This window comes from Massilia sp. (assembly GCF_031995545.1).
In the GTDB taxonomy this organism is placed as follows: Bacteria; Pseudomonadota; Gammaproteobacteria; order Burkholderiales; family Burkholderiaceae_D; genus Telluria.
Map to the genome: position 1 here is coordinate 44,587 of NZ_DAMAGA010000027.1, position 25,334 is coordinate 69,920.

General features: G+C 68.2%; 26 protein-coding genes. 20 read left to right on the forward strand and 6 right to left on the reverse strand.

Annotated features, from left to right (window positions below; translation table 11 throughout):
* Positions 1–11: 11 nt before the first annotated feature.
* Positions 12–3,161: a penicillin-binding transpeptidase domain-containing protein gene (locus tag RTQ83_RS17270; RefSeq protein WP_312517083.1), complete on the reverse strand. Its 3,150-nt coding sequence runs from the start codon at positions 3,159–3,161 to the stop codon at positions 12–14.
* A gap of 190 nt (positions 3,162–3,351) precedes the next feature.
* On the opposite strand from RTQ83_RS17270, the gene RTQ83_RS17275 reads away from it, so the two are divergent.
* Both RTQ83_RS17275 and RTQ83_RS17280 read left to right on the forward strand, forming a co-directional pair.
* The gene (locus RTQ83_RS17275) at positions 3,352–3,624 is read left to right on the forward strand and encodes a hypothetical protein (RefSeq protein ID WP_312517085.1); all 273 of its coding nucleotides are present in this window, start codon (positions 3,352–3,354) and stop codon (positions 3,622–3,624) included.
* Positions 3,625–3,720: 96 nt separating this feature from the next.
* Positions 3,721–4,284 (forward strand): YXWGXW repeat-containing protein, encoded by a 564-nt coding sequence (locus RTQ83_RS17280; protein ID WP_312517087.1) that lies wholly within the window; start codon positions 3,721–3,723, stop codon positions 4,282–4,284.
* 67 nt (positions 4,285–4,351) lie between these two features.
* Here the strand turns inward: RTQ83_RS17280 and RTQ83_RS17285 are convergent, their stop codons facing one another.
* Entirely contained in the window at positions 4,352–6,292 is a 1,941-nt protein-coding gene (locus RTQ83_RS17285; protein ID WP_312517089.1) for a S9 family peptidase, read from the reverse strand.
* Positions 6,293–6,390: 98 nt separating this feature from the next.
* On the opposite strand from RTQ83_RS17285, the gene RTQ83_RS17290 reads away from it, so the two are divergent.
* The 5 genes from RTQ83_RS17290 (at position 6,391) to asd (ending at position 10,923) form a co-directional block, all read left to right on the forward strand.
* The gene (locus RTQ83_RS17290; protein ID WP_312517091.1) at positions 6,391–7,056 is read left to right on the forward strand and encodes a ribonuclease HI family protein; all 666 of its coding nucleotides are present in this window, start codon (positions 6,391–6,393) and stop codon (positions 7,054–7,056) included.
* Complete coding sequence (locus RTQ83_RS17295; protein WP_409456123.1) at positions 7,053–7,727, forward strand: HD domain-containing protein; 675 nt, start codon at positions 7,053–7,055, stop codon at positions 7,725–7,727. The genes RTQ83_RS17290 and RTQ83_RS17295 overlap by 4 nt, the downstream gene beginning before the upstream one ends.
* 99 nt (positions 7,728–7,826) lie before the next feature.
* Positions 7,827–9,062 carry an MFS transporter gene (locus tag RTQ83_RS17300; protein ID WP_312517093.1) on the forward strand — a complete coding sequence of 412 codons (1,236 nt, stop codon included), beginning with the start codon at positions 7,827–7,829 and terminating at the stop codon, positions 9,060–9,062.
* A complete protein-coding gene (locus RTQ83_RS17305; RefSeq protein ID WP_312517095.1) occupies positions 9,059–9,922 on the forward strand; it encodes an EamA family transporter in 864 nt (287 codons plus the stop codon). The genes RTQ83_RS17300 and RTQ83_RS17305 overlap by 4 nt, the downstream gene beginning before the upstream one ends.
* Before the next feature lie 197 nt (positions 9,923–10,119).
* Positions 10,120–10,923 (forward strand): archaetidylserine decarboxylase, encoded by an 804-nt coding sequence (gene asd / locus RTQ83_RS17310; protein WP_312517133.1) that lies wholly within the window; start codon positions 10,120–10,122, stop codon positions 10,921–10,923.
* Here the strand turns inward: asd and RTQ83_RS17315 are convergent.
* Positions 10,920–11,867, reverse strand: a complete 948-nt coding sequence (locus RTQ83_RS17315; RefSeq protein ID WP_312517097.1) for a LysR family transcriptional regulator — start codon at positions 11,865–11,867, stop codon at positions 10,920–10,922. The two genes, asd and RTQ83_RS17315, sit on opposite strands and share 4 nt — an antisense overlap.
* Before the next feature lie 111 nt (positions 11,868–11,978).
* Here RTQ83_RS17315 and RTQ83_RS17320 point away from each other — a divergent pair, with 111 nt between their 5' ends.
* From RTQ83_RS17320 to RTQ83_RS17335, 4 genes are all read left to right on the forward strand, one after another.
* Entirely contained in the window at positions 11,979–12,575 is a 597-nt protein-coding gene (locus tag RTQ83_RS17320; RefSeq protein WP_312517099.1) for an FMN-dependent NADH-azoreductase, read from the forward strand.
* Positions 12,576–12,626: 51 nt separating this feature from the next.
* Positions 12,627–13,496, forward strand: coding sequence for a pirin family protein (locus tag RTQ83_RS17325; RefSeq protein ID WP_312517101.1), 870 nt, complete (start codon positions 12,627–12,629; stop codon positions 13,494–13,496).
* Between the two features lie 105 nt (positions 13,497–13,601).
* Positions 13,602–14,072: a hypothetical protein gene (locus RTQ83_RS17330; RefSeq protein ID WP_312517103.1), complete on the forward strand. Its 471-nt coding sequence runs from the start codon at positions 13,602–13,604 to the stop codon at positions 14,070–14,072.
* 100 nt (positions 14,073–14,172) lie between these two features.
* Positions 14,173–14,556, forward strand: a complete 384-nt coding sequence (locus tag RTQ83_RS17335; RefSeq protein WP_312517105.1) for a nuclear transport factor 2 family protein — start codon at positions 14,173–14,175, stop codon at positions 14,554–14,556.
* 4 nt (positions 14,557–14,560) lie between these two features.
* Here RTQ83_RS17335 and RTQ83_RS17340 read toward each other — a convergent pair whose 3' ends face one another.
* Positions 14,561–14,758 (reverse strand): hypothetical protein, encoded by a 198-nt coding sequence (locus RTQ83_RS17340; protein WP_290420382.1) that lies wholly within the window; start codon positions 14,756–14,758, stop codon positions 14,561–14,563.
* Between the two features lie 181 nt (positions 14,759–14,939).
* Between RTQ83_RS17340 and RTQ83_RS17345 the strand changes: the two genes are divergently transcribed.
* The 5 genes from RTQ83_RS17345 (at position 14,940) to RTQ83_RS17365 (ending at position 21,104) form a co-directional block, all read left to right on the forward strand.
* Positions 14,940–15,914 carry a succinylglutamate desuccinylase/aspartoacylase family protein gene (locus tag RTQ83_RS17345; protein ID WP_312517108.1) on the forward strand — a complete coding sequence of 325 codons (975 nt, stop codon included), beginning with the start codon at positions 14,940–14,942 and terminating at the stop codon, positions 15,912–15,914.
* Between the two features lie 157 nt (positions 15,915–16,071).
* On the forward strand, positions 16,072–16,368 hold the full coding sequence (locus RTQ83_RS17350; RefSeq protein ID WP_312517110.1) for a metalloregulator ArsR/SmtB family transcription factor: 297 nt from the start codon (positions 16,072–16,074) through the stop codon (positions 16,366–16,368).
* A gap of 9 nt (positions 16,369–16,377) precedes the next feature.
* Positions 16,378–17,433, forward strand: coding sequence for an alkene reductase (locus RTQ83_RS17355; protein WP_312517113.1), 1,056 nt, complete (start codon positions 16,378–16,380; stop codon positions 17,431–17,433).
* Between the two features lie 271 nt (positions 17,434–17,704).
* A complete protein-coding gene (pepN, locus tag RTQ83_RS17360) occupies positions 17,705–20,362 on the forward strand; it encodes an aminopeptidase N (protein WP_312517114.1) in 2,658 nt (885 codons plus the stop codon).
* Between the two features lie 7 nt (positions 20,363–20,369).
* A complete protein-coding gene (locus RTQ83_RS17365) occupies positions 20,370–21,104 on the forward strand; it encodes a hypothetical protein (RefSeq protein WP_312517115.1) in 735 nt (244 codons plus the stop codon).
* Positions 21,105–21,112: 8 nt separating this feature from the next.
* Here RTQ83_RS17365 and RTQ83_RS17370 read toward each other — a convergent pair whose 3' ends face one another.
* Positions 21,113–21,460, reverse strand: a complete 348-nt coding sequence (locus RTQ83_RS17370) for a hypothetical protein (protein ID WP_312517117.1) — start codon at positions 21,458–21,460, stop codon at positions 21,113–21,115.
* 116 nt (positions 21,461–21,576) lie between these two features.
* Here RTQ83_RS17370 and RTQ83_RS17375 point away from each other — a divergent pair, with 116 nt between their 5' ends.
* The 3 genes from RTQ83_RS17375 (at position 21,577) to RTQ83_RS17385 (ending at position 24,312) form a co-directional block, all read left to right on the forward strand.
* Positions 21,577–22,446, forward strand: a complete 870-nt coding sequence (locus RTQ83_RS17375) for an endonuclease/exonuclease/phosphatase family protein (RefSeq protein ID WP_312517119.1) — start codon at positions 21,577–21,579, stop codon at positions 22,444–22,446.
* An 82-nt stretch (positions 22,447–22,528) separates the two neighbouring features.
* Entirely contained in the window at positions 22,529–22,966 is a 438-nt protein-coding gene (locus RTQ83_RS17380; RefSeq protein WP_312517121.1) for a thioesterase family protein, read from the forward strand.
* Between the two features lie 155 nt (positions 22,967–23,121).
* On the forward strand, positions 23,122–24,312 hold the full coding sequence (locus RTQ83_RS17385) for a right-handed parallel beta-helix repeat-containing protein (RefSeq protein ID WP_312517123.1): 1,191 nt from the start codon (positions 23,122–23,124) through the stop codon (positions 24,310–24,312).
* Positions 24,313–24,396: 84 nt separating this feature from the next.
* On the opposite strand, the gene arsC is transcribed toward RTQ83_RS17385, so the two are convergent.
* Positions 24,397–24,750: an arsenate reductase (glutaredoxin) gene (gene arsC / locus RTQ83_RS17390; protein WP_312517125.1), complete on the reverse strand. Its 354-nt coding sequence runs from the start codon at positions 24,748–24,750 to the stop codon at positions 24,397–24,399.
* A 175-nt stretch (positions 24,751–24,925) separates the two neighbouring features.
* Here arsC and RTQ83_RS17395 point away from each other — a divergent pair.
* Positions 24,926–25,334: 1-acyl-sn-glycerol-3-phosphate acyltransferase (locus RTQ83_RS17395; protein ID WP_312517127.1), on the forward strand; the 409-nt coding region annotated here is incomplete at its 3' end.

Genomic DNA, 25,334 nt, shown 5'->3' on the forward strand with positions numbered 1-25,334 from the left:
GCAGAAGAACCCTATTTACCCTTCACTTCCTGTGATTGTTCCGACATCCCGCGCAGCAGCGCCGCCACCACCGGCGCCGCGTGGCCGCCGCCGGTCGCCGCCGAGTGGCTCACAAACGAGGCAAACGCCAGGCGCCGGGTCTGGCCCGGCAGGCTGCCCGGCTCCAGCCAGCCGATGAACCAGACCGTCGCCAGGCCGTCGGCGCCCACCGGCGCGGTGCCGGTCTTGCCATACAGGCCGGGGCGCAGGCCGTTGAAGGCGGAGTCGCGGAAGGCACCGGCCGCGGTGCCGCCGTCGATCACGCCTTTCAGCCCGGCTCGCACGCGGTCCAGGCGCACGCCCAGGGCCGCGCCGCGCTGCACCTTGGATTCGCGCCCGTCGAGCGAGAGCAACAGGCGCGGTGTCACCAGTTGCCCTTCGCCCACCGCCGCGGCGACCAGCGCCATCTGCAGCGGCGTGGTCTGCATGCGCAGGCCGATCGCCATCTGGCGCAGTTCGTGGCGGCTGTGGACGGGATCGAGGTTGGAGGCGCTGGCCTGCAGCGCATCCCACTGCGACCAGCGGTAGTCCGCCGGCAGCAGGCCGCCGTCCAGACGCTGCGCTGCGCCGAAGCCGAGCCGGCGCGCCATCGCCGCCACGGGACGCGCATTGTCGAGCGCCCCGCTTTCGAGTTCGCGCGCGCCCGGCATGCCGCCGTCGGGCTGGCCGAACAGGGTGCGGTCGCTCAGCTCCGCGGTCCAGGCGAACCAGGTATTCACGCTGTGCGCCAGCGCCTGTTCCACGCCGAGGCGGCCGGCGGCGGCGCGCGCGCCGGTGATCTGGTCGCGGAAATTGGTGATGTGGGCGCGCCCGGTATCGTGCGGATAGTTTGATGCGTCGGTGCGGAAGCCATAGCCGCCGTCACGCGCCATGCGGTCCACCTCAGGCAGGGGCAACCCGCCCAGCAGCGCGTCCAGATTCGCATCGCGGCGCGCGGCCTGTTCCAGACCGAGGGCGCTGACCACCTTGAAGGTCGAACCCGGCGCCCGGTGCGCGCCGCCGTCGTGCTGGAAGGCGGCGATGCGTAGCGGGCTGCGCGCCGGGTCGGCGCGGTCGAAGTCGCGCAGCTCGCTCCATTGCGCCGGATCGACCGCGCCGGCACCGCTCGAGGCCGCTGCCAGGATGTCGCCGCTGCCGGCATCGAGCAGCACCAGGCCGGCGCGTCGCTCCGGACTCGGCGCCGCGCCGCCGTGGCAGCTGCGACCATCGAAGCTGCCGCCGCGCAGGCCGATGCAATCGAGTGTGGCCTGGGCGCGCGCCTGCAGGCCGAGGTCGAGGCTCAGCGTCGCGTCGTGTTGGGTGCCGCCGAGGCGCGCCAGCATGCCGGCCACGCCGTTGTCCTGCGCGCGGTGCACGCCCAGCAGCGGCGCCAGGCCGGCCCCGGCCGCGTCGCCGCTTGGCGCGCCGTCGGCCCACAGCGCATGGCCGTCGCGGTCGAGCAGGCGTACCGGCACCGCGGCGGGACGGGACGGAGTGCTACCTGCAGGCAGTGCCTGCCACGCCAAGCGGCCGTCGACCAGGCGCAGGTGGCGGTAGGCGGCGTCGGCGTCGCCCGACAGCGCGGCCAGGTCGAGCGGCTCGACCTGCACCGACATGCTGGTGGCGCCCGGCAGCGGCGTCAGCACCACCCGGCGCGCCGCCGCGCCATCGGGGCAGGCGCGCCCGTCGCAGGCGCCGGCCACCTGTGCGCTGGCGCCGGAAGCGCTGCGCACCCGGCCCGCGACCAGCAGCTCGACCGGCGCCGCGCCGGACAGCACGGGGGCGCTGAGCGTCACCAGCGCGCCACCACGTCCACCCTTCCAGCCGCCGACCCGGTTCCACGCTTCCCAGCCCTGCGGCAGGCGCGCGAACAGGCGCATCGCCGCCAGCGGCAGGCCGCTTTCGCGCGGCGCCGGCGCGCCGGCCACGCTGGCATGCCAGCCGGCCGCGCTGCCGGGACGCTCACGCCAGGCCACCAGGCGCCGTTCGCTGTTAAAGATGCGTACCTGCTCGCGCACGAAGGCGCCGTCGGCGCGGTCGTGCAGACGTTCCAGCAGGCGCCGGTCGCCGGCGTCCAAGGCGACCTGCGACCAGCCGGGCAGCGGCACACGGGATTCGGGCGCCGCCGCGTGCCAGGCCAGCAGGTCGCGCGGCGCAAGTTCGATCAGGCCGTCGGACCCCAGGCGCAGCAGTCCGCGTGCGCGCAGCGCGTCGAACAGGGCCTGGTCTTCCATGCCGGCAGTAGGCAGAAGCGGCACCTGGTAGCTGCCCGGCGCAAGGCGCAGCGCGACCGGGTCGCCGGCTGTGGGGAAAGCCTGCACCAGTGCCGGTGCGGCGGTCGTCGCGAGGTCCGGCTTGCGGTAATGGGTCAGCACCAGTTCCCCCGCCTGCGGACAGGCGCTGCTGGCCTGGCGCGCGAAGCGCAGCGCCTGGCCGTTCCATACCAGCCAGCCGCTACGGCCCAGTAATGCCTCGCCCTGGCGCGCGCGGGTGACGCGTCCGTTCGTGGCGTCGCCGACGAAGCCGGCAGTGCCGGCGCCGGCGTCCCAGTTCAGTTTCAGCCCCTGGCCAGGGCCCGCATTGCCGCTGACCTGCATGCGCGGCATGTCGGAACCGGGCCGCGCCAGCAGCACCGCGCGCGGCGGTGCGGTGCGGGTGCGTGCGATCGCGGCCGCGTCATCGAAGGGATAGCCGATCCGCAGCGGCAGCAGTACCGGGTGCGCCGGGTCCAGCGTCTGGGTGCACAGGTCGACCCGCACCGGAGACCCGGCCGTCATGCCGCCGGCAACCACCAGCGCGACGCCGGCTTCCTGGGTCAGCGATACACCCGCCTCGCGCGGCACCACGAAGCGCAGGCCGGGCGCCAGCGGCTGCAGCGTGGCCAGGGCCGCCGTGCCGGGCAAGCCATCTTCGCCCGCCGGCAGTGCGCGCGCATGCAGCGCCAGCACCACCGCGCCGCCCGCCGCCAGCAGCAGCGCGCCCCATGCCCAGCCGTTCGCAAGCCAGGACAGCGACGGCCGCCCGACGGCGTGCGCGCGGATGCCGGACGCGCCGCGGCTGCCGGCGCGCAGGTTGCGCGCGCGCCGCCGCGCCGTCTGGCTGGCGACCAGGAAATCGAACAGGGTGGTGAACGTGCCTGGCATGTACTGGTCCGGGTTAGAGGAGTCGGCGGGCGCCCGTGCGCCCTTCGCGCAGGGCTAGCGGGGGGAGCAGGAAAAAGCGGTCCCGGTCACCGGTCCGGAACACGCCTTCGTGCGCGCTTTTGCGCAGGCCATGCCGCATTTTCCGCCGCCCGTCGCACACCGCTGGAGACGGCGGGGCGCCGGGAATACAGTGACCACATCGACCACCCACCTGCAGGAGAACATCATGAACATCCTCAAGCACATGGAAGCCGCTTTCATCGCCGCCGCCCTGGTGGCGGTGCCGGCCAGCTACCTCGCCGGAGGGATTCCCGACGCCCGGGCGCGCGTCCATACCGCGGGCAGCAACGCCGAGGCCTATGCCGCGGCGGTTGCCACCGAGGGCAAGGCGGCGGTGGTGGTGGTCAGCGCCAGGCGCCTGGACGTCGGCGAGAAACGCGACATCCTGCTGGCGGCGCGCTGATCCATGTATCAAATGTAAGAACATGCTTCAAACCCTGTCTCCGGAAAAGCGGATTGCTATATTGGCGACATCCGCTTTTCGGACCTGGAGACAAACATGAAAACCGCCCTCACCTTCGCAGCCCTGGCCGTCATCGGCGCCGCTGCCTACGCGCCGCTGCCCTCGATGGCGCAGCCGCACGTATCGGTCGTGATCAGCAGCGCACCGCCGGCGCCGATCTACGAACGCATTCCCGGCCCGCGCCACGGCTATGTGTGGGCGCCGGGCTACTGGGAGTGGCGCGGCCACCGCCACGCCTGGATCCCAGGGCACTACATCGCCGCGCGGCCGGGCTACGTGTATGCGCCGCCGAGCTGGCACCATCGCGGTGGGCGCTGGTACATGGAACCGTCGCGCTGGAACCGGCATGGTCCGGCGCCGGTGTATGCCTACCGCGACCACGGCCCGCGCGGTCATGCCTACGGTCACGGCTACGACCGCGGCCCGCGCCACCATGGACGCGATGGACGCTGGCGCGATACCGACCGCGATGGCATCCCGAATTATCGTGACCGCGACCGCGACAACGACGGCATCAGCAACCGGCGCGACCGGGACCGCGATGGCGACGGGGTGCCGAACCGCCGCGATCACCGGCCGGACAATCCATATCGCCGCTGATACTGCGCATGCATGACGACAACGCCGCCCCGAGGGCAGCGTTGTGCGTTGTCGAAGCCTGAACCGATCAGCGCTTCAGGTGCTTGTCCAGGAACGCCAGGATCTTGGCACTCGCCTCGGCCTGGTTCTTCTTCTTCGAGAACCCGTGCCCCTCGTCGCCGAACACCACGTACTCCACCTCGACCCCGTTCTTGCGCACCGCCTCGACGATCTCGTCGCTCTCGGGCTTGATCACGCGCGGGTCGTTCGCGCCCTGGATCACCATCAGCGGCTTGCGGATCTTATCGGCGTGGAACAGCGGCGAAGTCGCGATCAGGAACGCCTTGTCCTTGACCGGATCGCCGATCTCGTCGTACAGCGCCTTGCGCTGCGCTTCCCAGTACGGCGGAATGCTTTCCAGCGTGCGCACCCAGTTGCTGACGCCGAAGATGTCGATGCCGACCTTGAACGCCTCGGGCCGGAACGCCAGCGCCGCCAGCGTCATGTAGCCGCCGTAGCTGCCGCCCATGATGCCGATCCGCTCCGGATCGATGTAGCCCTGGCTGGCGAGCCAGGTCTTGGCTTCGACGCAATCCCACAGCGGCTCCTGGCCGTGCTTGCGGTCGTCGGCGCGAAAGAACGTCTTGCCGTAGCCTGAGCTGCCGCGGTTGTTGATGCCGAGGACCGCGTAGCCGTGGTTGACCAGGTACTGGATCTGGGCGCTGTAGCCGCGCATGGTCTGCCCGCCCGGACCGCCGTGCACGTACACCACGGCCGGCACTTTGGCGTTCGGCGCCGCGTTCCTGGGCTTGTAGTAGATCGACGGGATCACGGTGCCGTCGAACGAACGGAAGCGCACCACCTCGGCCTCGACCAGGTCGTTCGGGTCGATCTCGGGACTCAGGCTGCGTGTGAGCTGGGCCGTCTTGCCGCTCTTGAAGTCATGCACGTACAGGTTGTTGGGCGAGCGGTCGCCGTTCAGGTAGAAAGCCATCAGGTGCCCGCTGCTTGAAAAAGTCACCTGGCGCATCTCGCCGCCCGGCAGCTCGGGCAGCGCCACCGGCTTGCCGCTGTCGTCATGCACGCGCACGTCGATGGTGCCGTCGCGGTTGACCAGGCTGACGCGGTGGCGGCCGTTGCGCGAGTAGCCGGTGCCGAGCAGATCCCAGTCGGCCTTCTCCACTTCCGTGGTGGCGCCGGTGGCCAGATCGTAGGCCATGATGCGGGTGAATTCGCCTTCGGCATTGGTGGTGTACAGCAGGCGCTTCGAGTCCGGATCGAAGTCGGACGCGCTGTGGCTGGCCGGTTCCTTGTGCGGCGTGATGTGCTTCATCTGGCGCGTCTGCACGTTGTACAGATGGATGTCGCTGTCCGACGTGGTGTTCGGTTTGCCGAAGGCCAGCCAGTTGCCGTCGCGGCTGATGGCGCCCGGGTTCATGCCGCTGTCGTTCTGGTACACCATCGTGCGCCTGTAGCTGGCGGCGTCGTACAGGTACAGGTCGAAGAATTTCGGATCGCGCTCGTTGGTGACGACATAGAAGCCGCTGCCGTCCGGCTTCCAGCCGGCGAACGAGGCCTTCAGTTTGTCGCCCGGCGTCAGGTCGCGTTCCGTGCCGTCGAGTTCGCGCACGTACAGGTGATTCTGTTCGTTGCCGCCCTTGTCGCGCGTGAACAGGATGCGGTCGTCGTTATAGAAATAGTCGACCGCGTACGTGGTGTCGGTCGTGGATGTGGTGAGTGCGCGCGGCGTGCCGCCGCCGACCGGCATCGTGTAGGCATTGAAGATGCCGGACTGGTTGCTGGTGAACAGGATCTGTTTTTCGTCCTTGCTGAACGAGGCGCCGGTGACCGAGGTCGTGGCCATGAACTGTTCGATGGTATAACGCTTGACCGCCTTGGCTTGCGCCTTGGGCGGGGCCGCCTTCTGCTGCTTGGTTGGGCTTTGCGCGGAGGCGATACCGGGGGCGAGGACGGCGCCGGCGAGCGCGGCGAACAGGGTCAGACGTACAGCGTGACGAGACGAACGCATGGATTCTCCTGGAAGTTGACACGACGGTGACACGACTGACCGAGTGTTTCAAAAGTCTTAACTTCTGTCAACAATCTGGAATCGGTTATGCTCACGCCATGACCGACCTCGCCACACTGCAAGCCGCTGCCTTCAAGACCGAACTCGCCGCCAGCCGGCGTCTGATGGAGCGGGCCGGCATCGACGAGGCCGAAGCACTGCGCCGGACGCTGACCCTGAGCGCCGGCGTCGCCGGGCTGGACCATTTATTGGCAGAACGTGCGGCACGCCTGCGACATGCCGAGCTGCAGGCCGCACGGCGCCGGGCCGACGCGGCGGCATCGCGCCTGCGCGGCGCGGCGGCCGCCAATAGCGCCTGGCGCGCCTGGTTCGACGGCTCGGCCCGCCCCAACCCCGGGCGCTGCGGCCTCGGCGCCCTGCTGCTGGGCCCCGCCGGACTGCGCATCGAACTTTCGCTCGACGGCGGCTACGGCAACAGCAGCGAAGCCGAATACCGCGCCCTGATCGCCGTGCTGCAGGCGGCCGTCGAGCACGGCGCCGAGGCGCTGATCGTAGCCGGCGACAGCCAGGTGGTGATTGACGATGTCAATGGCCCCGACTGCGCCGGCGCGCCTGCGCTGAGCAGCTATCGCACCCGGGCGCGCGTCCTGCTGGCGCAATTGCCGCAGTCCACGCTGCGCTGGATCCCACGCCACAAAAACCTGGAAGCGGACGCGCTGTCGCAGCGCGCCGTGCCGCAATCCATCACAGAACCGACAGAATGAACGATTCACCCACAACCGATCTCGCCGGCTGGCGCACCAAGCTGGTCGCCATGGCTGCGAACGGCGCCAGTATCGACAACATGCATGATGGCGCGCACGACGGCGCCCACCTCGACCGCGTCTGGCGCAACGCCCAGGCCCTGCTCGAACATCACCCGGAAGCCGACCGCCTGGTGGTGCTGGCGGCCAGCTACCTGCACGACCTGGTCAACCTGCCGAAGAACGACCCCGAACGCAGCCGGGCGTCGCGCCGCTCGGCGCAGCTGGCACGGCACCAGCTGTCTTATCTCGGCTTCCCACCCGAAAAACTGGACGCGGTAGCGCATGCGATCGAAGCGCACAGCTTCTCGGCCGCGATAGCCGCCGAAACGGTCGAAGCCAAAATCGTGCAGGATGCCGACCGCCTCGACGGCCTGGGCCTGGTCGGCCTGGCGCGCCTGTTCTACATCGCCGGCAAGATGGACAGCAGCCTGGCGCATCCCGACGATCCGCTCGGCCAGTCGCGCGACTTCGACGACCGCCGCTACGCGCTCGACCACATCATGGTCAAGCTGGCAAAACTGCCGGACATGATGCAGTTAGAGGCCGCGCGCGCACTGGGCCGCCAACGACTGGACCAGCTGCTGGCTTTTCGCGAAGACTTCGCGCGCGAGTGGAGCGGCGCGGCCTAGCACCGCCCCGGTCATGCAGCGCGAATAAGCCGCCAGGGCGATGCGTTCCCGTCCCGATTGCAATGCTACTATGCAAGACCGCCACCCTCCGAGAAGTCCATGACCAGTCCGAGTACGCTTTCGCCATCCGCCACCGGCAAGCTCAATTTCGTCCTGGTCTGCGTCTTCATCGACATGCTCGGCATCGGCCTGTTGATCCCGGTGATGCCGCTGCTGGTCGGCCAATACGTGGCCGCGCCCGACGAGCAGGCCCTGTGGTACGGCGTGATGGCCACCGTGTTCGGCCTGCTGCAATTCTTGTGCATGCCGGCGCTGGGTGCACTCAGCGACCGCGTCGGCCGGCGGCCGGTGCTGCTGTATTCGATGGGCGGCATGTGCCTGAACTTCCTGGTCACCGCATGGGCGCCGAGCCTGGCCTGGATCTTCGTCGGGCGCGTGATCGGAGGAATGTCGTCGGCCAGCATGTCGGTCGCTGCGGCTTACGCCTCCGACATCTCGACCCACGAAGACCGCGCTAAAAGTTTCGGCAAGATCGGCGCCGCCTTCGGTCTGGGTTTCATCTGCGGCCCGATGCTGGGCGGCCTGCTGGGCGAAGGCGATGTGCGCCTGCCGTTCTATGTCGCCGCGGCGCTGTCGGCGGCCAATCTGGTCTACGGCTACTTCCTGGTGCCCGAGTCGCTCGCGCCCGGCGCACGCGAACCGCTGCACCTTGGACGCCTGAATCCGTTCTCGGCTCTGCTGCGGCTGGTGCGCCGGCGCGACATCCGCGGCCTGGTGGTGACCATCGTGCTCACCACCTTCGCCCAGATGATGCTCAATTCGACCTGGGTGCTATACACCACCTTCCGCTTCGGCTGGACCCCGCGCGACAACGGCATCGCCATGTTCTGCGTCGGTCTGGCCTCGGTGGTGGTGCAGGCCGGGCTGCTGGGAATGCTGATCCGGCGCTTCGGCGAGGTGCGCCTGTCGCTGCTGGGTCTCGGTTCCGGCGCCCTCACCTTCGCCGCCTACGGTCTGGCCACGCAGGGCTGGATGATGTACGTCTTCATCCTGTGTAACATCCTGGCCTTCGCCGCCGGCCCGGCGCTGCAGGGGATCGTCTCCAAGTCCTCGCCGTCCGCCGAACAGGGCGAGCTGATGGGCTCGCTGCAATCGATCGGCAGCCTGGGCATCGTGGTCACGCCGATGATCGGCACCGGCATCCTCAGCACCGTCAGCCACCTGCCACCGAGCGACTGGCGCATCGGCAGCACCTTCTTCCTGTGCGCGGTGATGCAAATAGCGGCGCTGGTGGTGGCGCGGCGCTACTTCCGCAACCACGGCAAAGCCGCATGAGCACCGCCATGCCGCCGCTGGTCCTGCTTGCCGTGCTGCTGGCGGCGCTGATGCACGCCGCCTGGAACGCGGCGCTCAAGTCGCAGCCGGATACCTTCCTGGCCGCGCTGGCCGTCAGCGGCGGCGCCGGCCTGGTCGGCGCCGCCCTGCTGCCCTCCCTGCCGGCACCCGCTGCCGCCAGCTGGCCGTTCATCGCCGCCTCGGGCGCGATCCACGTCGTCTACTACCTGCTGCTGGCCTGGGCCTACCGCCACGCCGACATCAGCCACGCCTATCCGCTGATGCGCGGCGGCGCGCCGGTGCTGGTCGCGCTGGCGGCGTCGACGCTGGCAGGTGAGCGGCTGCAGGCGGCGCAATGGGCGGCGATCGGCCTGATCTGCGCGGGCGGTGTGGTGCTGACCATCGGCGCGCGCGCCAAGACGGCGGACAAGCCGGTCGGCCCTTCTCCCACCGTGCTGGCGCTGATGGCGGCGGTGCTGATCGCCGGCTATACGCTGGTCGACGGCCTCGGCGTACGCCGTTCCGGTTCGCCGGCCGCCTACACCGCCTGGATCCTGATCTTCGGCGCGCTGGGCGCGATTGCCGTCTCCTGGCGCCGCACCGAAGGACGCCTGCCGGCCTTCGTGCTGCGCAAACCGGGCCTGGTGCTGCTGGGCGGCGTCGCCACCACCAGTTCCTACGGCATCGCCCTGTGGGCCATGACGCAGGCGCCGGTGGCGGTGGTGGCGGCGCTGCGCGAAACCTCGATCGTGTTCGCCACCGCCATCGCGGCGCTGCTGCTGCGCGAACGCATGACCCGCGCACGCGTGGCGGGCGCAGGAATCATCGCGCTCGGCGCAGTGGCGATGCGGCTGGCGTAAGCGAGCCGCGCTGCGCACGGGCCGTCCGCCACGCTGGCAGCAGCTGCGGTACACTCGGCCGGAAGCCGTCGAGGAAATGATCTTTCCAACAAGCATTCCAGCTCGACCACCCAGTATAATGCGCACTTTTCCATGAAAGGCGATCGACCGTGTCCCGCATAAAAGTCCTGCCCCAATATGTGATGCCGAAGCAGGCGATGACCAACTTCGCCGGCCGCGTCGCGGGCGCCAAGGGCGGCGCCATGACCACCAGCCTGATCCGCTGGTTCGTGGGCAAGTACGGCGTCAACATGGACGAGGCGGCCAATCCGGACATCGCCAGCTATGCCAGCTTCAACGAGTTCTTCACCCGTGAGCTGCGCGACGGCGCACGTCCGCTGGCGCAGGCCGACTACGTGTGTCCGGTGGACGGCGCGATCAGCCAGTTCGGCGACATCGACGACCACCAGATTTTCCAGGCCAAGGGCCACAAGTTCACCACGGCCGAACTGGTCGGCGGCGACCAGACCCTGGCGGCGCACTTCCAGCATGGCCACTTCGCCAACCTGTACCTGAGCCCCAAGGACTACCACCGCATCCACATGCCGTGCGATGGCCGCCTGACGCGCATGATCTATGTGCCGGGCAAGCTGTTCTCGGTCAACCCGACCACGGCGCGCGGCGTGCCGGGCCTGTTCGCGCGCAACGAGCGCGTGGTGTGCGTGTTCGAGAACGACGAGTTCGGACCGTTCGTGATGACGCTGGTCGGCGCGACCATCGTCGGCAGCATGGCAACCGTCTGGCACGGCGTGGTCAATCCGCCGCGCATGCCGCGCATCTGCGAGTGGAATTACGAACCGGGCCAGGTCACCTTGAAAAAAGGCGAAGAGATGGGCCGCTTCCTGCTCGGCTCCACCGTGGTGATGCTGTTCAAGCGCGGCGCGATCGGCTTCAACGATGCGTGGGCACCCGAGCGCGGCGTGCGCCTGGGCGAAGTGATGGGCAACCGCCCGGCTGCCTAAGGCAACTGAGCCGCAGTGACGGCGGCGGCCGGCGCCGGCGCCGGTCCGTGCCCCTGTTCATGGCAGGCCTGCTGCATCATGTCCAGAAACACCCGGGTCTTGGCCGGCATCAGTTTGCGGCTCGGGAACACCGCCCAGCCGTTCGCGCTCGGCATCTCCCATTCCGGCAGCACCCGTACCAGTTCCCCGGTCTGCATATAGGACTGCGCGAACAGCGACGAGCTGAGCGCGATCCCGGCGCCGCGCGCGGCGATGCGCGCCAGCAGGTCGGGCGAATTCGCCGTCAGCCGCGCCGCCAGCGCGCGCTCCCAGCGCACCTTGCCGCGCGATAGCACCCACGGCACCGCGCCGCCGCTGCGGCTCAGGATGCACAGCAAATCGTGCGCCGCCAGGTCGTCCGGATGCTCGGGAATGCCGTGCAGCGCCAGGTAGCCCGGCGCCGCGTACAAGCCCGGCTGCTCGAGCGTGATCGGACGCGCGCTCAGGGTAGCGTCGTCCGGCAGGTCGCCCATGCGGATCGCGATGTCGAAGTTCTCGGCCACCAGGTCGACCCGGCGCGGCGACAGGTCCAGTTCCAGCGTCACCTGCGGATAGCGCGCCAGGAAGCGCGCGATGACCTCGTTGAGGTTGTTGGCGAAGTCGCCCGGCGCCGAGATGCGCAGCTTGCCGCTGGGCGTGCCCTGGCGGTGCTGGGCCAGCGCGCCGGCGGCGTCGACTTCGTCGGCCAGGCGCCGCGCGTGCTCGTACAGGCTGGCGCCGAACTCGGTCACCACCAGCTTGCGCGTGGTCCGCTGCAGCAGGCGCTCGCCGAGCGTGGTTTCGAGCAGCGCCAGGCGGCGCGAGACGGTCGACTTGGGCAGCTGCACGCGCTCGGCGGCGCGGCTGAAGCTGCCCGCCTCGACGATACGGGCGAACAGCAGCAGGTCATTCGGTTCCACATCCATGATTGTTCCACCAGCAGAATAATGTTATCCATTCTACTGGCTTCCGGATTGTTTTTGGAATTGCTAAAGTTCCTCCATCGACACTTTACTGACCAATGAAGGGACCACACCATGAACATCCTGCAGATCACCACCAGCGTGCGCGGCGACGCATCGGAATCGACCCGCGTCACCAACCAGATCGTGGCCAAGCTGAGCGCCGCCAATCCGGGCGCGACTGTCGTGCGCCGCGACCTGGGCGCCCAGCCGCACCCGCTGCTGGACGGCGCCGCCCTGGGCGCGCTGTTCACCCCGGCGGACCAGCGCACTGCCGAGCAACTGGCGCGTGTGCAGCTGGACGATGCCCTGATCCTGGAAGCGCAGGCGGCCGACGTGATCGTGCTGGGTGCCCCGATGTACAACTTCGCGATGCCGGTGCAGCTGAAAAGCTGGTTCGACGCCATCGCCCGCGCCGGCGTGACCTTCCGCTACACCGAGACCGGTCCGGAAGGCCTGCTCAAGAACAAGAAGGTGTACGTGGCGGCCGCACGCGGCGGCGTCTATGAAGAAGCCAATGACCCGCAAGTGCCGCAGATGCGCGCGCTGCTGAACTTCCTCGGCCTGACCGACCAGACCTTCATCTACTCGTCGGGCATGGCGATGGGTCCGGACGCCGTGGCCAACGGCCAGGCTGCCGCCAACGCCGCGATCGAAAAAGCACTCGCTTGAACACGTAGAGTTGGCGGCTCCGCCGCCAACTCTACGTCCTAGGAGACCACCATGAACACGACTGTGACCAACACCCCCATCGCCAAAACCCGCAGCGTCGAACGCATCATCAACGGCCAGTTCGTGATGGACGGCGCCGGGGTCAGGATCAACCGCGTGCTCACCGGCCCCCTGCAGCGCCGCCTGGACCCGTTCCTGATGCTGGACGCCTTCGGCAGCGACAAGCCGGGCGACTACATCGCCGGCTTCCCCGAACACCCGCACCGCGGCTTCGAGACCATCACCTACATGCTGGCCGGACGCATGCGCCACCGCGACAGCGCCGGCAACGAAGGCCTGGTGACCGACGGCGGCGTGCAGTGGATGACCGCCGGGCGCGGCGTCGCCCACTCCGAGATGCCGGAGCAGACCGAAGGCCTGATGGAAGGCTTCCAGTTGTGGCTCAACCTGCCCTCTACGGACAAGATGATGGAACCCTGGTACCGCGACATCCCGCGCGAGGAAGTGCCGCGCTTTACCACGCCGGACGGCGTGACGGTGCAGGTGATCGCCGGCAGCACCCATGGCGTGGCCGGCGCCGTGCAGCGCGCGCATACCGAGCCGCTGTACCTGGACCTGGAGATTCCGGCCGGCGTCACCTTCGAGCAGCCGCTGTCCGCCGGGCACAACGCCTTCGTCTACGTGTTCCGTGGCGAAGCCGTGATCGAAGGCAAAGGCGTGCCGCAGACGCGCATGGCGATCCTGGACAACGCGCCGGGCGCCGACGGCGTGCGCATCAAGGCGCTGGCGCCGACCCGCCTGCTGGTGTTAGCTGGTAAACCGCTGGGCGAACCGATCGCGCAGTATGGGCCATTCGTGATGAATACCCAGGCCGAGCTGGTGCAGGCGGTCGAGGATTTCCGTAGCGGGCGCTTCGCCTGAAACGCGAACCGTTTGCCGTGAGGCGCCGCCGGGGCAATGGCCCTGTGCGGGCCTGCACGGCTTGCGCTACACTCCCGGGATGACACAACCGCAACACACCCCGACATGGCGCTGCTAGACACCTTGAGCGACCTGCTCGCGCGCGCCAGCTATGCCCTCGGCCTGGAAAACGCCGACCGCTTCCCGCGCGGCCAGATCAATCCGCACACGCGCTGGAACAAGGCGTACTTCGACATCGCGTCCGACCTCAGGCCCGAGCAGATGGAAAGCATCATCTGCGCCGCCATCGCCGCCACGCCGCACGTGTTCGGCGAGATCCGCAATCCCACGCCGCGCATGCAGCGCGCCCTGCTGGCCGTGATCGAAGCCCAGCTGCGCCGCGCCGGCGGGCCGGCCGATCTGGTGCACCTCTTGATCCGCGCCTACCGCAGCCCGCACACGCCGGACATCGTGCCCGGCCTGCGCGAACAGATCGCGGCCAATGCGCAGTACGACGCGAATATCCAGGCGCATGCGGTGCTGGCGTTCCTGGGCGACGCGCCGGCCGGGTTCGGAGTGATCGAGGCGCGCGGCTGATATCCGGCCCGGTGTGGAAAAAGGTGAGTTTGCGCAGGGGATGGCTGGGCTATGCTCAGGCATTGCCGCCACTGCCGCTACTTTACGCCCGGAGCCCGCCATGGAAGACCTCGATGCCCACGCGCTGATCGTCGAATACATCGCCGCGTACAACGCGTTCGACCTGGAGCGCATGCTCAGCGTACTGTCGCCCGCGATCAGGTTCGAAAACTACGCCAACGGCGAGCTGACGGCGCAGGCGGACGGGATCGCGCAGTTCCGTGCACTGGCCGAACAAGCCAGCGACATCTTCGCGGAACGCCACCAATCGGTCACCCGCTGGGAAACGGTCGGCGACGACGTGAGCGTCGATATCGCCTACCGCGGCAAACTGGCCCAGGACATCCCCGGCGGGCCGGCCGCCGGCACGGTGCTCGAGCTGGCCGGCGTCAGCGAATTCGCCTTCGCCGACGGCAAGATCAGCCGCATCGTCGACCGCAGTTAGAGGCTCAGGCCAGCGCTTCCTTGGCCGCTTCTTCCGGCGTCAAGCCGTCGTAGAACTGGTCGGTGAACCATTCGATCTGCTCTTCGATGTGGTCCTGCGCCTGTTTGACGGTGGCGCCGCCGGCGACCAGGAAGCCTTCGACTTCGATGCACCAGTTGATGAGCGCCATCGTCTCTTCGTCGAGTTCTTCTTTCTTGGCCATGCTGTTTCCTTTTGCTGTTGCGGTTATTTCGTGAACGGCGGATCGACGCGACCCGCCACCGACGATTTTACCGCGCCGTTCCGCCGCAGAGCGAAACTTCGACAGCCGCGCGATTCCCGATAAAATACCGGCACCGATTTTTCCGCTCTTATCCTGCCCATACTTACCGGCCCCGCGATCCATGACCTCTTCCCGCCAGTTCCAGTTCAAGTCCATCAACTACACCGCGCTGCAGCCCGGCCCGCGCGTCATCATCATGGGCGCCACCCACGGCAACGAGATCTGCGGCACGCTCGGCATCCGGCGCGTGATGGACGAGATCGACAGCAGCAAGCTGCACATCGCCGCCGGCAGCGTCACCTTCGTGCCGATCGTGAACCCGCTGGCGTACCAGCAAGTGACGCGCAACGGCGACCGCAACCTGAACCGCGACCTGTTCCCGAAACAGGACCCGCAAGACTTCGAAGACCACATCGCCAACTGGCTGTGTCCATTGCTTGCGCAACATCATGTGCTGCTCGACCTGCATTCGTTCGCGGCCCACGGCGAGCCATTCGTGATGGTCGGCCCGCTCGACAACGACGGCACGCTGCAGCCGTTCAAGCACGCGGCCAAGGAACGCGCCTGGGCGCGGCGCCTGGGCGTGCGCCGCTTCGTCGACGGCTGGCTCGCCACCTACGGCGACGGCGTGCAGCGCCGCAGCCGCAACGCGCAGGAACTGGAAACCGTGCTGCGCTACGGCGTCGGCACCACCGAATACATGCGCAGCACCGGCGGCTACGCGCTGACGCTGGAATGCGGCCAGCACGACGACCCGGCCGCGCCGGACGTCGCGTACCAGGCGATCATGAACACGCTGGCGCACCTGGGGCTGATCGAAGCGCCGGACCCGCAGCCGGTGCCGTTCGAGGAGATGGAAGCGCTGTCGATGGTGGTGGTGCACGACCGCCTGCACGCCGACGACAGCTTCGCGCGGCCGTGGAAGAGTTTCGACCCGGTGGCAGAGGGCGAGCGGATCGGCACCCGCGCCGACGGCACCCCGGTGACCGCGGAATTCGGCGGCCGCATCCTGTTCCCGGCCCCGAACGCCGCCGCCAACACCGAGTGGTACTACCTGACCCGCCCCAATCCGCAGTTCGGCCGCGAACAGCAATAACCATCGAATCCGGCGCCGGCACCACGCTGGCGCCGGCCCCTCCCGCATCACCGCTTGAAGCACGCATGCCGTTTTTGGACCGCCGCCAGCAAAGATTTTTTGAATATCGTAAGATGACGATATTCGGATCGACAACCTCCGATATAAGACAAGACCCATGGACATCGACGCGATTCACAAGGCGCTGGCCAACCCGGTGCGGCGCCAGATCCTGCAGTGGCTGAAGGATCCGCAACTGCACTTCGCCGAGCAGGAACACCCGCTCGACTTCGGCGTGTGCTGCAAGCTGATCGACAAGCAGGCCGGCCTGTCGCAATCGACCGTGTCGGCGCACCTGGCCACGCTGCAGCGCGCGGGCCTGGTGAGCACGCGCCGCGTCGGCCAGTGGGTCTTCTACCAACGCAACGAGGAAGTGATCCAGTCCTTTCTCGCACAACTGAACGACGGACTCTAGGAATACCTGATGACTACTTTGTTTGATCCGATCAAGGTCGGCGCCCTCGAATGGCCGAACCGCATCGTCATGGCCCCGCTGACCCGTGCCCGCGCCGATGAAGGCCGTGTGCCAAATGCGCTGATGGCCGAACACTATGTACAGCGCGCCTCGGCCGGCCTGATCCTGTCCGAAGCCACCTCGGTTACCCCGATGGGCGTGGGCTACGCCGATACTCCGGGCATCTGGTCCGACGAGCAGGTCGAAGGCTGGAAGCTGGTCACCGACGCCGTGCACAAGGCCGGCGGGCGCATCTTCCTGCAGCTGTGGCACGTGGGCCGCATCTCGGACCCCAGCTTCCTGAACGGCGAACTGCCGGTAGCGCCGTCGGCGATCAAGCCGGCCGGCCACGTCAGCCTGCTGCGCCCGATGCGCGACTACGTCACCCCGCGCGCTTTGGCGCTCGATGAAATCCCGGGCATCGTCGCCGCCTACCGCAAGGGCGCCGAAAACGCCAAGAAGGCCGGCTTCGACGGCGTGGAAGTGCACGGTGCGAATGGCTACCTGCTCGACCAGTTCCTGCAGACCTCGACCAACCAGCGTACCGACGCCTATGGCGGCCCGGTGGAAAACCGCGCCCGCCTGCTGCTCGAAGTCACCGACGCCTGCATCGACGTCTGGGGCGCCGACCGCGTCGGCGTGCACCTGGCACCGGGCTCGGACCAGCACGACCTGAGCGACGCCAACCCGGCCGAAACTTTCGGCTACGTGGCGCGCGAACTGGGCAAGCGCAAGATCGCCTTCATCTTCACCCGCGAAGCCGACACCCCGAACGCGCTGGGCCCGATGATCAAGAAGGAATTCGGCGGCGTCTGGATCGCCAACCAGCAGCTGACCAAGGCGCGCGCCGAAGAACTGGTTGCGAGCGGCACCGCCGACGCGGTGTCGTGGGGCCAGCTGTTCATCGCCAACCCGGACCTGCCGAAGCGCCTGCAGCTGGACGCGCCGCTCAACAAGCCGGTGCCGGAAACCTTCTACGCCAAGGGCAGCACCGGCTATACCGACTACCCGGCGCTGGCCGCTTAAGCCGTACCTCAAGCCAAGTTTCGCCAACGCTTCGCCCGCCCCCGCCGGCGAAGCCGCGGCCACCCATCCGCAGGGCCCTCCGGCCCTGCATCCCGCCGTACACTCCTCCTCCCGATTCATTCGTATTTACCGCCGCTGCGCAGCATGCATATGCCGTGCATATGCCGTGCGGAGAATGTGATATCCCTGTGTCAACTCGCTTGCGTGCATGCTATTCTTGCGCGATCACTACGTCGCGCACCCAGATGCGCCCACCAAGAGGAGTTGTTCCGTGAACTTTCCAGCACACCGCGTGATGGCGCTTGCCATCGCTTCCACGCTCGCCTTCAGCGCCGCAGTCCAGGCCGCCGCACCCGCCAAAGCCGCGCCGGCGCGCGCCGAGAATCCATTCCTGTCGCAGGAAGACGCCTTCGCCCGCTCGGCGCGCATCGCGAACGTGGACTACGTGCTGGACTTCACCCTGACCGGCAAGGAAACCTTCGCCGGCACCACTACCGTCACCTTCGACCTCAAGGACAACGCTTCCGACGTCACCCTGGACCTGAACAAGGCCACCGTGAAGTCGGTCAGCGTCAACGGCAAGCCGGTCCAGACCCGCTACAACAATGCCTTCATCACCATCGGCGCCGTCGACCTGGCCAAGGGCCGCAACACGGTGGTGGTCGCCTACGAGCGCGTGCACAGCACCAACGGCGAAGGCCTGCACCGCATGGTCGACCCGGCCGACGGCCGCGTCTACACCTACTCGCACTTCGAGCCGGCCGCCGCGCAGCAGATGTTCGCCGTGTTCGACCAGCCCGACCTGAAGGCCAGCTACACCGTCAGCGTCACCGCGCCGAAAGACTGGCACGTGGTCACCACCACCCGCGAAACCGGCATCAAGGACGACGGCGCCAACCGCCGCTGGACGTTCAAGACCACCAAGCGCCTGAGCCCCTACAACTTCTCGCTGCACGCCGGCCCGTACCAGGTGTGGGAAGACAACAGCGGCAAGTACCCGATGCGCCTGTTCGCACGCCAGTCCGTGGCCAAGCAGGTGGTCCCGGCCGACTGGTTCCGCTACACCAAGAGCGGCATGACCTTCTTCGAGGGCTACTTCGGCATCCCGTACCCGTTCGAGAAGTACGACCAGCTGGTGGTGCCCGACTTCCTGTACGGCGCCATGGAAAACGCCGGCGCCATCACCTTCGCCGAGCGCAGCTTCCTGGGCGAGACCATGACCGCGGCCCAGAAGCAGCGCCTGGCCGAAGTCATCATGCACGAGATGGCGCACCAGTGGTTCGGCAACCTGGTCACCATGAAGTGGTGGAACGGCCTGTGGCTGAACGAAAGCTTCGCCTCCTTCATGGGCGTGCTGGCCACCGCCGAATCGACCGAATTCAAGGACGCCTGGCAGAACTTCTACCAGGGCGGCAAGCAGGCGGCCTACATCCAGGACCAGAAGGCCAGCACCCACCCGATCGAGGTGCCGGTGCCGTCGTCGGCCAACGCCTTCGACAACATCGACGCCATCACCTATTCGAAAGGCGGCTCGACCCTCAAGCAGCTGCGCCACCTGCTGGGCGAGGAAACCTTCCGCAAGGGCGTGCATAACTACCTGACCAAGTACCAGTGGCAGAACGCCACGCTGCAGGACTTCATCGGCACCTTGGGCCAGGCCGCCGGGCGCGACATGAACGGCTGGACCAAGGAATGGCTGTACCAGGCGGGCGTGAACACCATCGCCGCCAGCTACACCTGCAGCAACGGCAAGATCGCCGGCTTCAAGCTGACCCAGACGGCGCCGAAAGACCTGCCCACGCTGCGCGAACAGCGCGTGCAGGTGGCCGCGTTCAAGGTCGACGGCGACAAGCTGACGCTGGTGAAGAATGTGCCGGTGACCTACAAGGGCGCCTCCACCGCCGTGGCGGACATGAACGGCGCCGCCTGCCCGGACCTGGTCTACCCGAACTACCAGGACTGGGGCTACGCCAAGGTGCAGATGGATGGCCGTTCGTTCGCCACCGCCAAATCGAGCCTGTCGAAGGTCGACGACCCGCTGCTGCGCGCCATGCTGTGGCAAAGCCTGTGGGACGGCGTGCGCGACGCCCAGCTGCCGCTGAACGAATTCATCGACGTCGCCCTGAACAACGCACCGCTCGAGAAGGACTACACGCTGCTGGGCGACACGCTGGGCAAGGTCGGCGGTGCCAAGCGGTATCTCGACGCCATGAACCTGGATAACGATTACACCCGCAAGACCGGCAGGGCGCTCGAGCAGATGGCCTGGAACGGCGTCGCCGCCAACAAGGGCAACGCCGACTTCCAGCGCCGCTGGTTCGGCCAGTACATCGACGTCGCCAGCAGCCCGGAAGCGCTGGCGCGCCTGGCCGCGGTCCTGGAAGGCAAGGACAAGGCCGAAGGCCTCGCGATCAACCAGGAACTGCGCTGGGCCATTATCGCGCGCCTGAACCGCTACAACCATGCCGGTGCGGCCGCCCTGGTCGACGCCGAACTGGCGCGCGACAAGTCGGACGCCGGCCAGATCGCCGCCGTGGCGGCGGTGGCGGGCCGTCCGGACAGCGCGGCCAAGACCGAGTGGCTGGGCAAGATCGAGGACCAGCAGACCAAACTGCCGTTCTCGCGCCTGCGCACCGCGATGGGCAGCATCTATCCGGCCGAGCAGAAGGCGCTCAACGAAGCCAGCGCCGACGCGCGCCTGGCGCGCCTGCCGGCGCTCGACAAGGCGGCCGGTCCGGTGTTCATGCGCGCCTACGCGGTGACCATGATTCCGGCCACCTGCACCCCGCAAAGCGTGGCGCGCCTGCAGCGCGCGGCCGACACGATGAAGGACCTGTCGGCCTTCACCCGCCGCTCGCTGCTCGACACGCTGCAGGACGACCAGCGCTGCGTGGCGATCAAGGGAGCAATGACCGCGCCGAAGGGCTGAGCGGTCGATGGGCGCGGCGGATGTGACGTTGATGCCGCGCCGCGCGCCCGGCTGGCCGCTGGCGGCCACACTGGGCGTGCACCTGCTGCTGGCGTGGTGGTGGCTGCAGGCCGGGCCGCGCTTGCCGGAAGCGTTGCCGGGACTGCGCGAGTTCGTCGTGGTGCCGGTGTTCACGCCGGCGCCGCCGCCGGTTGCGGCGCCTTCCCCAGCGGCGCCAGTGCCAACCAGGCCGGAACGCGTTGCCGTGCCAAAGCCGGCCTCGGCACCGCTCGACGCCGAATCGCAGGCAGTCTTCACTGAACCGGCGGCGGCACCCTCCCCAGCCGCGCCCGATGCCGACCCGGTCGCCGCACCACCGCCGAATGCAGCACCCTCGGGCGAAAGCACCGCCGCACGCGCCCTGCGCGCAGCCGGCGCCGTCGACAGCGCGCTACGCGATGGCAAGCCTTCCAGATTGAAGCCTGGCGACACGCCGTATAACCGCTTCACCGCCGCGTTGGAAAACGCGCACAACGACACCTCGCGCACGCTGAGCTCGGACAGCTACACGACACCCGACGGGGTCACGATCTACCGCTTCCGCCGTGGCAACAAGGTGTACTGCCGCACCGGTGGCAGCGTGCGTCCCGGCATCGGCAACCTGGCCGAAGGCGGCGGCATGGTCAATTTCGACCGGTTGGGTGGCGAAGGTGCGGCCGGGATCATCGACTGCCCGGGGCAAGCCGAGTTCAAGCGCGACTAGCAACAACCCTATTTGACGAAGCTGTCGCCGTCCCGGGTCGGGTCGCCCGGCCTGGCCGGAGCGCACAGTTCCACCACGCGGCGCCAGGCGCCGGTTGCCTCGCACACCGTGGGCGGCCGGCCTTCCAACAGTTTCCCCAGATCGACCGGCTTTCCGTCATTCACCGCGACGTCGCGCGCGATCGGCACGCACAGCACGTCGTGCCAGGCGGCGGCGTAGCCGTCCGGCGTCGGCAGCGGTCCGCGCAGGCGCACGGCGGCGTCCTCGCAGGCTTTCTTGCTGGCGAACGTACCGCTCAGGCTGCTGCTTTCCAGCGTGACGTCGAGGTGCTGCTGCAGGTAGAGCAGCAGAATCATCGTAAACAATTTCCCTCCGTCTCTGTCCCGGTACCGATTCGGCGTGCTGCCTGCGCTGCATCACCCCGTGTAACGCGCGGCGGCGCTAGCCTTGCCAGTCATCGGAAAGGACGCCCATGTTCACGCTCATTACCTGGAATATCCAGTCCGGCCGCAGCCCGGACGGCAAGCCCGACCTGGGCCGCGTGGTCGGCTGCCTCGACCGCTTTGCGCGGCACGACGTGGTCTGCCTGCAGGAAGTCGCATCCGGATTCGACCCCGGCGGCGAAGATCAGTTCGCGGCGCTGCGCGCACGCATGCCGGGCCATGCGGCAGCGGCCGCCGTTGCCTGCGACCTGGCCACCGACCCGGCGGAACCGGGCGCCGCCGACGGCCCGCGCCGGCGCATCGGCAGCATGATCCTGTCGCGCCATCCGGTATTGCAGGTATTGCGCCACTCGCTGCCGTGGCCGCCCGACCCGGCGGTGCCGAGCATGCCGCGCACGGCGCTCGAGGTCACGCTGGCCACGCCCGGCGGCCTGCTGCGCATCGTCAACGCACACCTCGAATATTTCTCGTACCAGCAACGGTTGGCGCAGGTGGAGCGCTTGCGCGAGCTGCAGCGGGACGGCCGCGCCCAAGCCATGCGCCCCCGCGCCGCGGGCAGCGGCCCGTTCGCGCCGGTGCCGCGTGCCGCGCCGGCGCTGCTGGCGGGCGACTTCAATATGCTGCCCGGTTCGCCCGAGCACCAGCGCCTGCTAGCGCCGTTCGGCGACGATACCCCGCCCTGGCGCGATTGCTGGCAGGTGGTGCAGCCGGGCCGCCGCCATGCCCCGACGGTCGGCCTGCACGACCTGCGTCCCGATGCGCCGCCGCCATTCACCTTCGACTACGTATTCGCCAGCGCCGATCTCACCGCCCGCGTGCGGCGCATGCGGGTGGACGCCAGCGAGCAGGGTTCCGACCACCAGGCCGTGCTGGTCGAGCTCGACTGGCCGGCCGGCTAGCGCAGCGACAGCCCACGCCGCTTGCTGCGCTGCCGTACAATGCCCTGGTTCGCGGCCCTGCCGCTCGATCTGGGAAATTGCATTGGACTGGGATTATCCGCAACCGTTCATCCTGCCGGTGGCGCCCGCCGCCGGCGACATCGATGGCCTGAACCACACCAACAACGCGGTCTACGTGCGCTGGTGCGAACAGGCCGGCTGGGCCCACTCGCAGCAGCTGGGCCTGTCGCTCGATGACTACCGGCGCCTGGACCGCGCGATGGCGATCCGGCGCGGCGAATATGACTACCTGCTGCCGACCCTGCTCGGCGAACCGCTCAGCCTGGCCACCTGGCTGGTCGGCGGCGACGGCAAGCTGTCGATGCAGCGCTGCTTCCAGCTGGTGCGCGACAGCGACGGCGCGACCGTGCTGCGCGGGCGCTGGGATCTGGTCTGCATCGAGATCAGCAGCGGCCGGCCACGGCGCATGCCGGCCGAGTTCCTGGACGCCTACATGCCGGTGGTGGTGCCGCCGGCCTGAACGCACCGCGCCGGCGCCTCTACTTGTGCTCGCTTGCCGTCAGGATCGCTTCGCACACCTTGCGTGCGCTCAAGGAGGACATTGAGGCAAACGGTGTCCGGTCCGCTTGCGGGCGGCCACACTGACTCGTCACCGCCACACACGACGAGGAAGCGATGGTCTGGATTGCGTCTCTTGCACGCTGGTTGCTGCCCTGGATGCTGGCCATGCTGGCCGGGGCCGCGCTGGCCGGCTGCCGCCTGCGCGACAGCGGCCAGGAGCGGCTGGTCGTGGCCGAACTGGTACGCACCTACCTGTACGTGGCGCCCGCCGGCTCGGACAGCAATCCCGGCACCAGAGCCGAACCGTTCCGCACCCTGATGCGCGCGGCCCAGGTGGTCACGCCCGGCACCACGGTGCACGTCGCACCCGGCATGTATTCGGGCGGCGTGCGCACGGCTACCAACGGCACGCCCGAGGCACGCATCATCTTCCAGAGCACCGAGCGCTGGGGCGCGCGCATCGTCCCGCCGCTCGACGCGCGTCAGAGCGCGGCGTGGGACAACCGCGGCAACTACGTCGACATCATCGGTTTCGAGATCGACGGCACCCAGTACCAGAGCGGCATGAAATGGGTCAGCGGCATCTACAACGGCGGCTCGCACAATGCCGTGCTCAACAACCACATCCACCACATCGGCACCGACGTGCCGTGCGAACCGAAGGGCGGCGCCGGGATCGGCGTCGACAGCTACTACAAAGGCATCGACGCCGTGGTCAGCGGCAACCAGGTGCACGACATCGGCCCGCCCGGCTGCCGCTTCATGCACGGCATCTACGTCAGCACCACGGCCAGCGTGCGCAACAACATCGTGTACCGCATCTCGGGCGCCGGCATCCACCTATGGCACGACGCCAGCCACGTGACGATCCGCGGCAACACCGTGGCCGCGTCCGGCAGCGGCATCGTGGTCGGCGGCGGCGACTTCTATCACAGCAAGGGGCCCAACGATCATACCCACGTGAGCAACAACATCGTCTACGACAACGGCCACGGCATCCTGGAACAGGGCGCGACCGGGCGCCACAACAGTTTCCGCAACAACCTGGTGTACGACAACGACGAGGGCGACTGGAAGCTGGCCGACGGGCGCGAGCATACGGGGAGCATCAGCGCGGCGCCGCAGTTTGTCGAGTACAGTGCCGGCGGTACACCCGATTTCCGCCTGAAGCCGGGCTCGCCCGCGATCGGACAGGGCTTGCCGGCCGACGGGCCAGCGGCGGGCAGCAACGGCGGCAATTCGGTGAAGTCGGCGAAGTCGGTGAATAAGGCCGACATCGGGGCGCAGCCGCTGCCGGCTCTTTGAGCGCGCGCTGGTGGCGACGCTTGCTGCCTGTGTTACAGGCTTGCCTTACACGCTCGCTTCACAAGCTGGCTTCACGAGCTCATTTCACAGGATTTCCTGCACCCGCTCGACCGGGCGGCACAGGCGAACGCCTTTCGGCGTCACCACGAACGGGCGATTGATCAGGATCGGGTTGGCGACCATCGCATCGAGCAGGGCATCGTCGTCGACCTCCGGTCGGCCGAGCTCCAGCTCGGCGAAGCGCGCTTCCTTGCTGCGCACGGTGTCACGCACGTTCAGGCCGGCGTCGCGGATCATCTGCTGCAGCGCCGCGCGTGTCGGCGGATTGGCGAGGTAGTCGACCACCTGCGGTTCGTGGCCCGCCTCGCGGATCGCGGCCAGGGTGTTGCGCGAAGTGCCGCAGCGCGGGTTGTGGTAAATCGTGACAGCAAAGCTCATGACAATCGTTCCATATTGACTTTCAAACAGCGGCATCATAACCACAGGCGTTGCCTGCGGCCAGTTTTTTTGCTTGTCCGCCCCGGTCCATGCCGCTAGAATTGCCCGCTTCTTTTTCTACGGCGCAACGGGACCTGTTCATGACGAACTGTCATTGCGCTGCCACGGAGATTCAATGAGCGATTACCTGGTGCAGCCGTCCAACCTGCCTACCCTGCGCCAGCGCCTGGCGCTGCGCGCCCTGCGCCTGGTCGGCTGGACGCTGCACTACAAGCCCTTGCCCGGTCCGCACGGCATTGTCGTGGTCTATCCGCACACCTCGAACTGGGACTTCCCGATCGGTCTGGTGGCCAAGTGGGCGCTCGATCTCGACTTTCGCTGGCTGGCCAAGGATTCGCTGTTCCGCGGTCTGATGGGCCGCATCATGCGCTACTGGGGCGGCATCGCCATCGACCGCAGCGCGCCGATGGGCGCCACGCGCCAGATCGCCCAGAACATGCTGGCCGAAGAATGGTGCTGGGTCGCGATCACGCCCGAAGGCACGCGCGGCTACCGCCCGCACTGGAAGAGCGGCTTCTATCACC

Excerpts from the sequence above, each read along its gene's own strand:
- RTQ83_RS17295 (WP_409456123.1), top strand. The coding sequence starts at position 7,053 with ATGAACGATTCACCCACAACCGATCTCGCCGGCTGGCGCACCAAGCTG.
- RTQ83_RS17300 (WP_312517093.1), top strand. The coding sequence starts at position 7,827 with ATGACCAGTCCGAGTACGCTTTCGCCATCCGCCACCGGCAAGCTCAAT.
- RTQ83_RS17345 (WP_312517108.1), top strand. The coding sequence starts at position 14,940 with ATGACCTCTTCCCGCCAGTTCCAGTTCAAGTCCATCAACTACACCGCG.
- RTQ83_RS17325 (WP_312517101.1), top strand. The coding sequence starts at position 12,627 with ATGAACACGACTGTGACCAACACCCCCATCGCCAAAACCCGCAGCGTC.
- RTQ83_RS17290 (WP_312517091.1), top strand. The coding sequence starts at position 6,391 with ATGACCGACCTCGCCACACTGCAAGCCGCTGCCTTCAAGACCGAACTC.
- RTQ83_RS17280 (WP_312517087.1), top strand. The coding sequence starts at position 3,721 with ATGAAAACCGCCCTCACCTTCGCAGCCCTGGCCGTCATCGGCGCCGCT.
- RTQ83_RS17355 (WP_312517113.1), top strand. The coding sequence starts at position 16,378 with ATGACTACTTTGTTTGATCCGATCAAGGTCGGCGCCCTCGAATGGCCG.
- RTQ83_RS17335 (WP_312517105.1), top strand. The coding sequence starts at position 14,173 with ATGGAAGACCTCGATGCCCACGCGCTGATCGTCGAATACATCGCCGCG.
- RTQ83_RS17350 (WP_312517110.1), top strand. The coding sequence starts at position 16,072 with ATGGACATCGACGCGATTCACAAGGCGCTGGCCAACCCGGTGCGGCGC.
- RTQ83_RS17320 (WP_312517099.1), top strand. The coding sequence starts at position 11,979 with ATGAACATCCTGCAGATCACCACCAGCGTGCGCGGCGACGCATCGGAA.
- RTQ83_RS17270 (WP_312517083.1), bottom strand. The coding sequence starts at position 3,161 with ATGCCAGGCACGTTCACCACCCTGTTCGATTTCCTGGTCGCCAGCCAG.
- asd (WP_312517133.1), top strand. The coding sequence starts at position 10,120 with ATGACCAACTTCGCCGGCCGCGTCGCGGGCGCCAAGGGCGGCGCCATG.
- RTQ83_RS17330 (WP_312517103.1), top strand. The coding sequence starts at position 13,602 with ATGGCGCTGCTAGACACCTTGAGCGACCTGCTCGCGCGCGCCAGCTAT.
- RTQ83_RS17315 (WP_312517097.1), bottom strand. The coding sequence starts at position 11,867 with ATGGATGTGGAACCGAATGACCTGCTGCTGTTCGCCCGTATCGTCGAG.
- arsC (WP_312517125.1), bottom strand. The coding sequence starts at position 24,750 with ATGAGCTTTGCTGTCACGATTTACCACAACCCGCGCTGCGGCACTTCG.
- RTQ83_RS17305 (WP_312517095.1), top strand. The coding sequence starts at position 9,059 with ATGAGCACCGCCATGCCGCCGCTGGTCCTGCTTGCCGTGCTGCTGGCG.
- RTQ83_RS17370 (WP_312517117.1), bottom strand. The coding sequence starts at position 21,460 with ATGATTCTGCTGCTCTACCTGCAGCAGCACCTCGACGTCACGCTGGAA.
- RTQ83_RS17285 (WP_312517089.1), bottom strand. The coding sequence starts at position 6,292 with ATGCGTTCGTCTCGTCACGCTGTACGTCTGACCCTGTTCGCCGCGCTC.
- RTQ83_RS17365 (WP_312517115.1), top strand. The coding sequence starts at position 20,370 with ATGGGCGCGGCGGATGTGACGTTGATGCCGCGCCGCGCGCCCGGCTGG.
- RTQ83_RS17340 (WP_290420382.1), bottom strand. The coding sequence starts at position 14,758 with ATGGCCAAGAAAGAAGAACTCGACGAAGAGACGATGGCGCTCATCAAC.
- RTQ83_RS17375 (WP_312517119.1), top strand. The coding sequence starts at position 21,577 with ATGTTCACGCTCATTACCTGGAATATCCAGTCCGGCCGCAGCCCGGAC.
- RTQ83_RS17385 (WP_312517123.1), top strand. The coding sequence starts at position 23,122 with ATGGTCTGGATTGCGTCTCTTGCACGCTGGTTGCTGCCCTGGATGCTG.